At 72.0% G+C, this 12,888-nt stretch carries 10 protein-coding genes, 1 pseudogene and 1 riboswitch; of the genes and pseudogenes, 8 read left to right on the plus strand and 3 right to left on the minus strand.

All coding sequences use genetic code 11. From position 1 onward, the window contains the following. Nucleotides 1-157 precede the first annotated feature (157 nt). Nucleotides 158-1,189, plus strand: a complete 1,032-nt coding sequence (locus ACPC54_RS41475) for a nucleoside triphosphate pyrophosphohydrolase (RefSeq protein WP_498972863.1) — start codon at nucleotides 158-160, stop codon at nucleotides 1,187-1,189. Between the two features lie 10 nt (nucleotides 1,190-1,199). On the opposite strand, the gene ACPC54_RS41480 is transcribed toward ACPC54_RS41475, so the two are convergent. Then, nucleotides 1,200-1,625 (minus strand): SDR family NAD(P)-dependent oxidoreductase, encoded by a 426-nt coding sequence (locus ACPC54_RS41480; protein WP_498972865.1) that lies wholly within the window; start codon nucleotides 1,623-1,625, stop codon nucleotides 1,200-1,202. 297 nt (nucleotides 1,626-1,922) lie between these two features. On the opposite strand from ACPC54_RS41480, the gene ACPC54_RS41485 reads away from it, so the two are divergent. The 7 genes from ACPC54_RS41485 (at nucleotide 1,923) to ACPC54_RS41515 (ending at nucleotide 9,903) form a co-directional block, all read left to right on the plus strand. Next, nucleotides 1,923-3,206 carry a cytochrome P450 family protein gene (locus tag ACPC54_RS41485; protein WP_498972867.1) on the plus strand — a complete coding sequence of 428 codons (1,284 nt, stop codon included), beginning with the start codon at nucleotides 1,923-1,925 and terminating at the stop codon, nucleotides 3,204-3,206. Between the two features lie 210 nt (nucleotides 3,207-3,416). After that, nucleotides 3,417-3,584: riboswitch (cyclic di-AMP (ydaO/yuaA leader) on the plus strand. 4 nt (nucleotides 3,585-3,588) lie between these two features. Beyond that, nucleotides 3,589-4,362 carry a transglycosylase family protein gene (locus tag ACPC54_RS41490; RefSeq protein ID WP_498972869.1) on the plus strand — a complete coding sequence of 258 codons (774 nt, stop codon included), beginning with the start codon at nucleotides 3,589-3,591 and terminating at the stop codon, nucleotides 4,360-4,362. A gap of 248 nt (nucleotides 4,363-4,610) precedes the next feature. Beyond that, on the plus strand, nucleotides 4,611-5,897 hold the full coding sequence (eno, locus tag ACPC54_RS41495; RefSeq protein ID WP_498972870.1) for a phosphopyruvate hydratase: 1,287 nt from the start codon (nucleotides 4,611-4,613) through the stop codon (nucleotides 5,895-5,897). A 131-nt stretch (nucleotides 5,898-6,028) separates the two neighbouring features. Continuing rightward, nucleotides 6,029-6,511: an FtsB family cell division protein gene (locus ACPC54_RS41500; protein WP_498972872.1), complete on the plus strand. Its 483-nt coding sequence runs from the start codon at nucleotides 6,029-6,031 to the stop codon at nucleotides 6,509-6,511. Continuing rightward, nucleotides 6,483-7,166 carry a DUF501 domain-containing protein gene (locus ACPC54_RS41505; RefSeq protein ID WP_498972878.1) on the plus strand — a complete coding sequence of 228 codons (684 nt, stop codon included), beginning with the start codon at nucleotides 6,483-6,485 and terminating at the stop codon, nucleotides 7,164-7,166. Before ACPC54_RS41500 ends, ACPC54_RS41505 begins: the two co-directional genes overlap by 29 nt. A gap of 2 nt (nucleotides 7,167-7,168) precedes the next feature. Next, nucleotides 7,169-8,104, plus strand: a complete 936-nt coding sequence (locus ACPC54_RS41510; protein WP_498972879.1) for a Ppx/GppA phosphatase family protein — start codon at nucleotides 7,169-7,171, stop codon at nucleotides 8,102-8,104. Between the two features lie 428 nt (nucleotides 8,105-8,532). Next, on the plus strand, nucleotides 8,533-9,903 hold the full coding sequence (locus ACPC54_RS41515; RefSeq protein ID WP_498972874.1) for an NAD(P)/FAD-dependent oxidoreductase: 1,371 nt from the start codon (nucleotides 8,533-8,535) through the stop codon (nucleotides 9,901-9,903). A gap of 288 nt (nucleotides 9,904-10,191) precedes the next feature. Here the strand turns inward: ACPC54_RS41515 and ACPC54_RS41520 are convergent, their stop codons facing one another. Together ACPC54_RS41520 and ACPC54_RS41525 are read right to left on the minus strand one after the other, a co-directional pair. Then, nucleotides 10,192-12,741 (minus strand): ABC transporter permease, encoded by a 2,550-nt coding sequence (locus ACPC54_RS41520; RefSeq protein WP_498972876.1) that lies wholly within the window; start codon nucleotides 12,739-12,741, stop codon nucleotides 10,192-10,194. Between the two features lie 50 nt (nucleotides 12,742-12,791). Then, a pseudogene (locus ACPC54_RS41525) lies at nucleotides 12,792-12,888 on the minus strand (ABC transporter ATP-binding protein); the annotation flags it as partial.

Genomic DNA, 12,888 nt, shown 5'->3' on the forward strand with positions numbered 1-12,888 from the left:
GAAGGAGGCGCTGAACCAGTTCTCACTCTTCTTCGAGGACCGGCTCAGCATCCGATAACCACAAGGCACTTACACGAGATCGCTTACACGCCCAAGTCGGCCCGGCCGACTTCCTGTGCGAGGGCCTCGGGGGCGTGGGGGCGGGTAGGTTCGAGGGGTGACGACGAATGTTCCGGGCGCGAAGTTGATCCTGCTGACCACCACCCACCGGGTGGCTCCCGGCCTGCTGTCGTGGCCGGCGTGGGAGGCGTTGCGGTCGGCCGGGCGGGTGCTGGTGGGGGACGCCGGCCATCCGCAGGTGGCGGCGGTGCGGCAGGCCGGGGTCGAGGTGGAGGTCGTGGCGGCGGAGTCGGCGCCGTCGCTGGCCCGGTTGCTGACCGGGCGGCCGGCCGCGGACGGGCCCACGGTGTGGCTGGGCGGTGTGGACGGCGATCCGGGTCTGACGGACGCCCTGGCGCGCCTCGCGGTGGAGCACGCCGGGGAGGTGCCGGAGATCGAGGTGCTGCCGGGCTCGTACGACCTGCCGGGCTCGCGGCTGCTGGACCTGGTGACGGTGATGGACCGGCTGCGGTCGCCCGGCGGCTGCCCGTGGGACGCCGAGCAGACGCACGGGAGCCTGGTGAAGTACCTGGTCGAGGAGGCGTACGAGCTGGTCGAGGCGATCGAGGCGGGCGACCGCGACACGCTGCGCGAGGAGCTGGGCGACGTCCTGATGCAGGTGTTCTTCCACGCCCGGATCGCCGAGGAGCACCCGGAGGAGCCGTTCTCGGTCGACGACGTGGCCGGGGACATCGTGGACAAGCTGGTCTACCGGCACCCGCACGTGTTCGGGGACGTCGAGGCGGACGGCGCCGCCGCGGCGGCGGCGAACTGGGAGCAGCTGAAGGCGGCCGAGAAGGCGGACCGCGAGTCCGTCCTGGACGGCGTGCCGGCGGGGATGCCGGCGCTGGCGTACGCGGCGAAGCTGGTGTCCCGGGTGCGGCGGGCGGGCTTCGCGGGCGTGCCGGACGAGCCGTACGTGCTGCCGCCGGAGGCGGAGCTGACCGAGGAGTCGGCGGGCCGGCTGCTGCTCGCGGTGGCGCAGCGGGCGCACGACGCCGGGGTGGACGTGGACGCGGCGCTGCGCTCGGCGGCGCGCGGCTACCGGGACGCGGTGCGCGCGGCCGAGGGGCTGGATCCGGCGGAGTAGCGGAGCGGGGTCAGGCCGCCGTGGCGGTGCGCTCGGTGGAGTGCCGCTGCGGCGGGACGACCTCGGCGATGGCGTCGCCGACGAGGGCGAGGAGTTCGGCGAGCCGCTCCAGGTCGAGGTGGGCGGGCAGTTCGGCGAGGGAGACGATCCGCTCGCCGTCCGGGCCGGCGACGCAGAACAGGTCGATCGGGCCGAGGTGCTTCTCGGCGGTGTCGACGATGGCGGCGACGTCGCTGGGGCGGCGGACGTCCCCGCTGACGCCGACGACGCGGCAGCCCGTGCGGTCGAGTTCGGCGGCGAGGTCCTCGGCGACGCCGACGTGCTGGTCGGCGATCAGCATCCCGGCGGCGCCGGCCGCGGTGAGCCGGCGGGCGAGGTCGGACCCCGACCCGCCGTCGAGTACCGCGATGACGACGACTGCCCCGGCGACCCGCATGGTCTGCTCCTCCCTGTGGGCGACACCGCACCGGCGCCCACGCGTACTGCGGAGGATCGTAGGCACGACCTGACCCTCCGCAACAGGCATTACCCCGCAGGTGACCAGACTCACGCCCGCCGTAACTCCAAGAGCTGTCCAAGAACCGTGCACGGGCCCGGCACGGGGTGTTGACGCGCGCCTCACGCACGGCTCGCGGGCGGTCCGCGCGCCGTTCACGAGCCCTTCGCGCGCCGCCGGTGGTGGTCGCGAACGCCGCGGCCCGGCCGCGCGCCGCCCACCGGATACCGTCGACCCATGCCTGCTCAGCCCGATGCCACCGCCCCGCAGCTCTTCACCTGGGAGTTCGCCGCCGATCCGTACCCGGCCTACGCCTGGCTGCGCGAGCACGCCCCGGTGCACCGCACCACGCTGCCGAGCGGGGTGGAGGCCTGGTTGGTGACGCGGTACGCGGACGCCCGGCAGGCGCTGGCGGACGGACGGCTGTCGAAGAACCCGGCGCACCATAGCGAGCAGGCGCACCGCACCGGCCGGGTCGGCATTCCGGGGGAGCGGCAGGCGGACCTGATGACGCACCTGCTGAACATCGACCCGCCGGACCACACCCGGCTGCGCCGCCTGGTGTCGAAGGCGTTCACCCCGCGCCGGGTGGCCGAGTTCGAGCCGCGGGTGCAACAGCTCACCGACCGACTGATCGACGGCTTCGCGCAGCGCGGTTCGGCGGACCTGATCCACGAGTTCGCCTTCCCGCTCCCCATCTACGCGATCTGCGACCTGCTGGGCGTGCCGGCCGAGGACCAGGACGACTTCCGGGACTGGGCCGGGATGATGATTCGACACGGCGGCGGCCAACGCGGCGGCGTGGGGCGGGCGGTGAAGCGGATGCGGGCGTACCTGCTGGAGCTGATCCACCGCAAGCGGGCGGACCTCGGGGACGACCTGATCTCCGGCCTGATCCGGGCGAGCGACCACGGCGAGCACCTGACCGAGAACGAGGCCGCGGCGATGGCCTTCATCCTGCTGTTCGCCGGTTTCGAGACGACCGTGAACCTGATCGGCAACGGCACGTACGCGCTGCTGCGCAACCCGGAGCAGCGCCGGCTGCTGCAGGAGTCGGTGGCCCGCGGCGAGAGCGGGTTGCTGGAGACGGGGATCGAGGAACTCCTGCGCTACGACGGGCCGGTGGAGCTGGCGACCTGGCGGTTCGCGACGGAGCCGCTGTCGATCGGCGGGGTGGACATCCCGGTGGGCGATCCGGTGCTGGTGGTGCTGGCGGCGGCGGACCGCGATCCGGCCCGGTTCGCCGACGAGAACACCCTGGACCTGGCCCGGGCGGACAATCCGCACCTGGGCTTCGGGCACGGCATCCACTACTGCATCGGCGCCCCGCTGGCCCGGTTGGAGGGGCGGGCCGCGCTGGCCACGCTGCTCTCCCGGCTGCCGGATCTGCGGTTGGCCGAACGGCCGGAGGAACTGCGGTGGCGGGGTGGCCTGATCATGCGGGGTCTGCGTGAACTTCCGGTCGAGTTCACCCCTGAGATCCGGTCACCTCATGCGCGTTTTGAGACCGCACCACGCTGACGCGCCGTCGCCGGTACGCCGTTGGCGCCGGTGTGAACACGCATCAATCCGGACAAAGCGACGCCGTTGGTAGGCGATTGATCACATGCCGTGATTTCTGTGTGATATCGGTGATATGAGCTTGTGATCGACCTGATGATCTGTCTAGTCTCCCTGGAGTTCGCAGCTGCGGACCTCGTGCGCGGAACGCCGAATCCTGCCCGCCGCGCCACGGGAAACCGACCAGACCCTGGGCAGGGGCGGGGGAACCAGGTTTGTTGCCGTTCCTCCACGGCTTGGGGTGAAGCCGCCCGAGCGGGATCGTCTCCGCGCACGGCGGCCGGGCCACCTCCCGGTCCGAACCCGACAGCTCACCTCGCAGGCGTGCGGAGAGGGACCCTTCATGCTGCTCGTTGGATCTGGCCGTCACCGCCGCCGCACCCAGGCCGAGAAGGTCATCGCCGTCGCCGGTGTGGCCGGTGTCGGGCTCGCGCTGCCGCTCCTCACCGCCGGCGGCGCCGTCGCCGCCCCGGCCTCCAGCTGGGACTCCGTCGCCCAGTGCGAGAGCGGCGGCGACTGGAGCATCAACACCGGCAACGGCTTCTACGGCGGACTGCAGTTCACCTCCAGCACCTGGAAGGCGTACGGCGGCACCGCCTACGCGCCGCAGGCCAACCAGGCCAGCCGGGCGCAGCAGATCACCGTCGCCGAGAAGGTGCTGGCCTCGCAGGGGCCGGGCGCCTGGCCGGTCTGCTCCCAGAAGGCCGGGCTGAGCAAGGGCGGCGCGGCCGCGTCCGTCGACGACTCCTCGGACACCCAGGCCCAGTCGGCCCCGAAGACGCAGGCTCCGAAGGCGCAGGCCCCGAAGGCGCCCAAGCCCGCCGCGAAGCCGGCCCAGCCGTCCGCGCCGAAGCACGCCGCGCCGAAGCAGGCCGAGAAGCCGGTCGACCAGTCGGCCCAGCAGTACGTCCCGAAGCACGCCGCCCCGCGCGCCGACCAGGCCCCGTCCGCGCCGACCGGCCACGACTACACCGTCCGGGCCGGTGACACGCTGTCGAACATCGCCGCCGCCCAGGGCGTGTCCGGCGGCTGGCAGGCGCTGTACCAGCACAACCAGTCGACGGTCGGCGGCGACCCGAACCTGATCATGCCCGGTCAGGTGCTGCACCTCGGCTGACCGGCCGTACCGGAAGGGGGCCGGCCGCACCGGCCCCCTTCGTCCGCAATCGCCCCGATCCGGGCGGACGGGCCGGGTCGCGCAGGTGAACTACCGGTGGGTAGTGGGGCCACACGCTGAGACGGAACCGAGGCCGACGTGGCCCCGCCGGTCCGGGCGGTTAGGCTCTGGTCGTAACGACTCCGCAATCGTCCGGCCGACAGTCACCACCCCGTCAGCCGGACCCTGCTTCCGCAAGGAGATGCCTCGTGCCGTCCATCGATGTCGTCGTAGCCCGTGAGATCCTCGACTCGCGCGGCAACCCCACGGTCGAGGTCGAGGTCGGCCTCGACGACGGCAGCACCGGCCGTGCCGCCGTCCCCTCGGGTGCCTCCACCGGCGCCTTCGAGGCGCTGGAGCTGCGCGACGGTGACAAGAACCGCTACTTCGGCAAGGGCGTCGAGAAGGCCGTCCTGGCCGTCATCGAGCAGATCGGCCCGGAGCTCGTCGGCTACGACGCCACCGAGCAGCGCCTGATCGACCAGGCCATGCTCGACCTGGACGCCACCCCGGACAAGTCCTCGCTCGGCGCCAACGCCATCCTGGGCGTCTCGCTGGCCGTCGCGCACGCCGCCTCCGAGGCCAGCGACCTGCCGCTGTTCCGCTACCTGGGCGGCCCGAACGCGCACGTCCTGCCCGTTCCGATGATGAACATCCTCAACGGCGGTTCGCACGCGGACTCCAACGTCGACATCCAGGAGTTCATGATCGCCCCGATCGGCGCGGAGTCCTTCTCCGAGGCCGTCCGCTGGGGCGTCGAGGTCTACCACACCCTCAAGGGCGTGCTGAAGGAGCGCGGCCTGTCCACCGGCCTCGGCGACGAGGGCGGCTTCGCGCCGAACCTGGACAGCAACCGCGAGGCCCTGGACCTCATCGTGGAGGCCATCGAGAAGGCCGGCTACGTGCCCGGCCGCGACGTCGCGCTGGCCCTGGACGTCGCCTCCTCCGAGTTCTACGAGGACGGCGCCTACCAGTTCGAGGGCAAGGCCCTCTCCGCCGCCGAGCTCATCGAGTACTACGCCGAGCTGGTCGAGGCCTACCCGCTGGTCTCCATCGAGGACCCGCTGGACGAGTCGGACTGGGACGGCTGGAAGGCCATGACCGTCAAGCTGGGCGACAAGGTCCAGCTGGTCGGCGACGACCTGTTCGTCACCAACCCGGCCCGCCTGGCCCGTGGCATCGAGACCGGCACCGCCAACGCCCTGCTGGTGAAGGTGAACCAGATCGGCTCGCTCACCGAGACCCTGGACGCCGTCGAGCTGGCCCAGCGCAACGGCTACCGCTGCATGATGTCGCACCGCTCCGGCGAGACCGAGGACGTCACCATCGCCGACCTCGCCGTCGCCACCAACTGCGGCCAGATCAAGACCGGCGCCCCGGCCCGCTCCGAGCGCGTCGCCAAGTACAACCAGCTGCTGCGCATCGAGGAGATCCTCGACGACGCCGCCGAGTACGCCGGCCGCGGCGCGTTCCCGCGCTTCCGCCACGAGGGCTGACACCGCGAGGCCGAGCGCCTCGGCAGTGCACGCCTGACCGGTGCCCCGCCGTTCACCCCGTAGGGTGGACGGCGGGGCACCGTCGCGACCAGGAGGGGACACCGGAGATGGCTGGCTGGAGGATTCCGGGCTTGGCGGCCCGTCCTCGGTTCACGAGCCGGGCGACCGTCCTCGTCCTGGTGCTCTGCTCACTGGTGGCGATCCTCGCCTACCCGACGCGGCAGTTCATCTCGCAGCGCGCCGAGATCTCCGCCCAGCGGGCGAAGGCCGACCACGCGCGTCAGCAGGTCGAGCAGCTGCGCCGGGACAAGGCCCGCTGGCAGGACCCGGAGTACGTCAAGGCGCAGGCCCGCGCCCGGCTGCACTACGCGGTGCCGGGGGAGACCCCGTACATCGCGGTGGACCCGGCCGGGAAGCAGCCCGCGGCCCAGCCCTCCGCGACCGACACCGCCTCCCCCGGAGGCACGGCGGCCGGCCCGGTGAAGGCCGCCAAGCCCTGGTACGCCGGCATCTGGGACTCGGTGGACGCGGCCGACACCGCCGCGGCCGCCCCCGCCAACCCCCGTCCGACCCCATTGCCACCCGCTGGAGACACCTCCCCCCATGACCACTGAGAACCACCCCGCCGTCTCCGACGCCGACGTCGCGGCCATCGCCGCCCAGCTCGGCCGGGTGCCGCGCGGCCTGCGCGGTGTGGCGCACCGCTGTCCCTGCGGCAACCCGGACGTCGTGGAGACCGCCCCCCGGCTCCCGGACGGCACGCCGTTCCCCACGCTCTACTACCTGACCTGCCCCAAGGCCGCCTCGCTGATCGGCACCCTGGAGGCGGAGGGCGTGATGAAGGAGCAGTCCGCCCGGCTCGCCGAGGACCCTGAGCTGGCCGCCGCGTACCAGAAGGCGCACGAGGACTACATCGCCCGGCGCGACGCCATCGAGGTGCTGGAGGGCTTCCCGAGCGCCGGCGGCATGCCGGACCGGGTGAAGTGCCTGCACGTCCTGGTGGGCCACTCGCTGGCTGCCGGGGAGGGCGTCAACCCGCTCGGCGACGAGGCGATCGGCATGCTGGAGGACTGGTGGGCCAAGGGCCCCTGCGTCTCCCCGGCCGAGGTCGAGGCCGCCGGCGAGCGGGTCGCCCGCAACCGCGCCAAGGAGCAGGACCACGAGGCCGTGATCGCGGCCAAGCAGCAGAAGACCGCCGAGCGGGCCGCCAAGAAGCTCGCCGCCGAGGCCGACGCACCGGAAGCCGGCACGGAGCAGGAGTCCGAGTGACCATGACCCGCGTGGCCGCGATCGACTGCGGCACCAACTCGATCCGCCTGCTGGTCGCCGACCTCGACCCGGAGACCGGGGAGATCACCGACCTCGACCGCCGGATGATCATCAACCGGCTGGGCCAGGACGTCGACCGGACCGGTCGGCTGCACCCGGACGCGCTCGCCCGCACCTTCGCGGCGTGCCGCGAGTACCGGGAGGTCATCGCGGGCTTCGGCGTCGGCCCGGAGCGCACCCGCTTCGTCGCCACCAGCGCCTCGCGGGACGCCGAGAACAGCGCCGAGTACGTCACCGGCGTGCGCGACATCCTGGGTGTCGAGCCCGAGGTGGTGAGCGGCGAGGAGGAGGCGCACCTGTCGTTCACCGGCGCCACCAAGGAGCTGTCGGCCGGTCAGTTCCCGGCGCCCTACCTGGTGTTCGACCTGGGCGGCGGCTCGACCGAGTTCGTCCTCGGCGGGGACGACGTGCAGGCGGCGCGGTCGGTGGACATCGGCTGCGTGCGGCTCACCGAGCGGCACTTCGGCGGCGCCGAGCTGCCCTCCGAGGCGCAGGTCGCCGAGGCCCGGGCGCACGTGCGGGCCGAGCTGGACAAGGCCGAGGAGGTCGTCCCGCTGAAGGGCGCGGCCACCCTGGTGGGCCTGGCCGGGACGGTCACCACGGTGTCCGCGATCGCCCAGGACCTGCCCGAGTACGACTCGGCGCGGATCCACCACTCCCGGATCAGCCGGGAGCGGGTCGCCGAGATCGCCGCCGAGTTGCTGGCCGCCACCCACGCCCAGCGCGCGGCCATCCCGTCGATGCACCCGGGCCGGGTGGACGTGATCGCCGCCGGCGCGCTGGAGCTGCTGGAGATCATGGACCGGACGGGCGCCGCCGAGGTGGTCGTCAGCGAGCACGACATCCTCGACGGGGTCGCCTGGAGTATCGCCTCCTGACCCCCTGCACGGCTTACCGGACCGGCCCCGACGCCCCTTCCGGGGGGTCGGGGCCGGGGCGCGCCCGGGCCCGTGGCGGAATGTTCGTGAATTTCTTCACATGGCGATCCAGTCATTCGTCGCACCCGCTCGCCCGCTACGTCCGAAATGTGGGACCGAAGGTTCCCCGGCGGCGGGAACCGTGGGATCGCAGGCCGGGGCTCGCCTGAGGTTTGAAAATCGAAATCGCGAGCGGGAACCCGGGTGCTGTACGGATCGTTGCTGCTCAGCAGGGTGGTGCTCCGGCGCGTGTTCACACACCCTCGCGCGGGGCCGTGAGCACGGACCCCGGGGCCGGTTTTGCGGCCGCGCAGTGTAGCACGGGGTGTCCAGCAACTTGTGACCGGGCTCACGAAGGCTGCTCCGGACGGTGCTGGATACTTTCGGATATGAGCACCACGGAGCGTCCTCGCATCCTCATTGTCGGCGGTGGTTACGTCGGCCTGTATGCCGCGATGCGCATCCTCAAGAAGATGCGCTACGGCGAAGCGACCGTCACGGTCGTGGACCCGCGGTCGTACATGACGTACCTGCCCTTCCTTCCCGAGGCGGCCGGCGGCAGCGTCGCGCCTCGCAACCTCGTCGCCCCGCTGCGCGGCGTCCTCAAGAAGGCGGAGGTGCTGACCGGGTCCGTCACCGGCATCGACCACGCCCGCAAGGTCGCCACCATCCAGCCCGCGGCCGGCGACACCTACGAGCTGCCGTTCGAGTACCTGGTCGTCGCGACCGGCTCGGTCTCCCGCACCTTCCCGATCCCGGGTCTGGCGGAGAACGGCATCGGCATGAAGACGGTCGAGGAGGCCATCGGCCTCCGCAACCACGTCATGGCGCAGCTGGACAAGGCCGAGTCCACCACGGACGAGGAGATCCGGCGCAAGGCCCTGACCTTCGTCTGCATCGGCGGCGGCTTCGCCGGCGTCGAGACGCTCGCCGAGATCGAAGACATGGCGCGCGACGCGGCGAAGCTGTACAAGACCTTCACCCGTGACGACATGCGCTTCGTCATGGTCGAGGCCGCCAACCGCATCCTCCCCGAGGTCGGCCCGGAGCTGGGCCTGTGGACCAAGGAGAAGCTGGAGGAGCGGAAGATCGAGGTCTACATCGAGACCTCGATGGACTCCTGCATCGACGGCCACGTCATGCTGAAGAACGGCATGGAGATGGACGCCGCCACCATCGTGTGGACGGCCGGCGTGAAGCCGAACCCCATCCTCGCCAACTTCGGCCTGCCGCTGGGCCCGCGCGGCCACGTGGACACCGCCCCGACCCTCCAGGTCCAGGGCCTCGACTACGTCTGGGCCGCCGGCGACAACGCCCAGGTGCCGGACCTCGCCGTCGGCGAGGGCGCCTGGTGCCCGCCGAACGCCCAGCACGCCTGCCGCCAGGCCGTCGTCCTCGGCGACAACGTGATCTCCGGCATGCGGGGCTTCCCGCAGAAGGAGTACAAGCACAAGAACCTCGGTGCGGTGGCCGGCCTCGGCCTGCACAAGGGCGTCGCGATCCTCTTCGGCAAGGTCAAGCTCAAGGGCCGCCTCGCCTGGTGGTTCCACCGCCTGTACCACGGCGCGATGGTCCCGACCTTCAACCGCAAGGTCCGCGTCTTCATGGACTGGACGCTCGCGGTCTTCTTCAAGCGCGAGATGGTCGGCCTCTCCCAGATGGAGCAGCCGCAGCTGCCCATCCAGGAGGTCACGCCGCCCACCAAGCCCGCCGAGACCGCTGCCAAGCCGGCCGCCGAGAAGGAACTCGCCGGCAAGTAAGCGACTGAGACCCCGGTGTGGGAGCGCCGGGTATGAGTCGGAGGCCCTCCGCCCGGCAGTGTCGCCGGACCACGACCTCCGTGGTGCTCAGCCGGCCGTGCGACCGGGCGGAGTACAAGCAGTACAGAGCCCCTGCCGAGACCCTCCGGCAGGGGCTCTGCTGCGTCGTCACCCGCTCGCCTCCGGGCCTTCCGGCCCGGAGGCTCGGGGCAGGGCGCCCGCTGGGCCCGGAGACGCCGCCGGCCCCGAGCGGGAGGCTCGGGGCCGGCGGCGTCGGTGGCCGGGCCGTCAGTCGGTCTTGATGCTCTCCAGGATGTCCAGCTTGGCGGCCCGGCGGGCCGGCCAGATCGCGGCCACCAGGCCGACCAGCCCGGCCAGCGCCAGGAAGAGCGCCAGCTGGCCGTACGGCAGGACGGTGGTCAGGCCGGCCAGGCTGGACTTCAGGGTGCCGTTGATCGCCCAGGCGATGAAGCAGCCGAGCAGCAGGCCGATGCCGGCGCCGAACAGCGAGATCACCACGGACTCCAGACGGACCATCCGCTTGATGCCCCCGCGGTCCAGGCCGATCGCCCGCAGCATCCCGATCTCGCGCTTGCGCTCGAAGACCGACATCGCCAGCGTGTTGATCACACCCAGGATCGCGACCAGCACGGACATCGCCAGCAGGCCGTACATCATGTTCAGCGCGAAGGTGATGCTCTGGCTGAAGTCGTTGCGGACGTCCTGCATGGACTTGACCTTGATCACCGGGTTGGCGCCGGTGGCGTCCTTGAGCGACTGCTTGAGGGCGTCGGTGGCGCCGTTCGCGCCCTTCACCAGGACGTCGGGGGTGCGGGCGTGCGGCTCGTGCTTGACGATCTCGCTGTTGGCCAGGACGACCGAGCCGACCACGCCGCCCTTCTCGTACACGCCGCCGACGGTGTACGTGCCGCTGGTGCGGTCGGAGTAGGACAGGGTGACGGTGCCGCCGGTGCTGACGCCCGCCTTCTTGGCGACGTCGGCGTCGACCAGCACCTGGCCCTGGGCGAGCGAGGCGGTCGAGCCGCTGGTCAGCTTGAGCTTGACGAGCTGGTCGAAGGCGGCGGCGTCGAGGCCGGTGACCTCCTGGGAGGAGCCGTTGAGCGACCAGTAGGCGGAGGTCATCGGGGAGGAGGCCGCCACCCCGGGGGCCTTGGCGACCTGGGCCGGGATCTGCGGGGACAGGCTCATCCCGTTGGCGGTCGAGACCAGGTAGTCGGCCCGCACGCTGCTGGTGATGGTGGCGTCGAGCGCCCCGGAGACCGAGGAGCCGATCACGGTGAGGCCGCTGACCAGGGTCAGGCCGATGGTGAGCGCGGCGGCGGTGGCCGCGGTGCGGCGCGGGTTGCGCACCGCGTTCTGCTGGGCGAGCCGGCCCGGGGTGCCGCCGACCAGGCGCAGCAGCGGGCCGACCAGCGCGACCACCGGGCGGGAGAGCAGCGGCAGCAGGACGAACACGCCGATCAGGGCCAGGAAGGCACCCAGGCCGACCGGCATCCGGCCGCTGTCGTCGCCGGTGGAGGCGCCGTAGCCGATCAGGGCGAGGCCGCCGGCGGTCAGCAGCGAGCCGATGGTGTTGCGGATCAGCAGGCTCTTCTGGGTGGCCGGCTGGTCGCCGCTGCTCATCGCGGCCACCGGGGCGATCCGGGCGGCGCGGCGGGCCGGCAGCAGCGCGGACAGCACCGTCACCAGGACGCCGACCAGGACGGTCACCGCGATCGTCATGGGCTTGATCACCAGTGAGCCGCTCGGCATGTTCTCGTCGAGGCTGCCCATCAGGGACTGCAGACCGGCGCCTATCCCGACGCCGGCGAGCAGGCCGGCGACCGCCGAGACGGTGCCGATCGCCAGTGCCTCGATCAGCACCGAGCGGGTGACCTGCTTGCGGCTGGCGCCGATCGCGCGGAGCAGGGCCAGCTCCCGGGTGCGCTGGGCGACCAGCATGGTGAAGGTGTTGGCGATGATGAAGATGCCGACGAACAGGGAGATGCCGGCGAAGACCAGCAGCATGGTGCGCAGGCTGTCGGTGCTGCGGGTGATCATGGCCTCGTCGTCGGCCTTGAGCTGGGCACCGGTCTCGACGTCGAACCGGCTGTCGTTCCCGAGCTTCTGCTCGACCTGGGCGAGCAGGTCGTCCTGGCTGGTGCCGGGCTTGGCGGTGAGCACGACGGCGCTGTAGCGGCCGGGCTCCAGCAGCAGCTGCTGGGCGGTGGCGCGGTCGAACAGGGTGAGCGTGCCGCCGCTGTTGGCCACCGGGTCGTCGGTGGTGAAGATGCCGGTGAGCTTCGCGTCGACCACCGGGCCGGTGGCGCCGACCCGGACGGTGTCGCCGACCTTGTAGCCGGCCTTGTCGGCCGTCTTGCGGTCGAGCGCGATCTCCTTGGCGTTCTGCGGGCCGCGGCCCTCGGCCATCGGGTAGCGCGGGTCGGCGCCGCCCTGGCCGGGCGCGAAGTTGGCGCCCTTGGCGGCCCAGAACTGGCCGATCAGGTCGCCCTTCTTGTCCGAGACGCCGGTGAAGCCGCTGACCACGCCGCGGGCGTCGGCGCTGCCCGGCAGGGCGGCCAGTTTCTGGACGGCGGCGTCGGTGAGGGGCTCGGTGCCGCCCTCGGCGCGGCGCCGGGAGGAGTCGGCCGAGCGGTCGGTGACCTGGACGGAGACGTCCGAGTAGCTCTTGGAGTTGTTGTCCCGCATGGCCTTGCCGAAAGTGTCGGAGAAGACCATCGTGCCCGCCACGAAGGCGGTGCCGAGCATGACGGCGAGCGCCGTCATCAGCAGTCGGCCCTTGTGGGCCAGCACGTTGCGCAGTGCGGTGCGATACATGGGGTGTCCTGGGAGAGGTGTGGGCGGGCCGTGCCGGGCGCGTGGATGTCTCAGCTGGTGCGGCCCTTGGCGTCGAAGCGGCGCATGCGGTCCAGGACGGTGTCGGCGGTGGGGTTGAGGAGTTCGTCGACGATGCGGCCGTCGGCG

Origin of the sequence: Kitasatospora sp. NPDC094028 (assembly GCF_049543595.1) — a bacterium.
In the GTDB taxonomy this organism is placed as follows: Bacteria; Actinomycetota; Actinomycetes; order Streptomycetales; family Streptomycetaceae; genus Kitasatospora.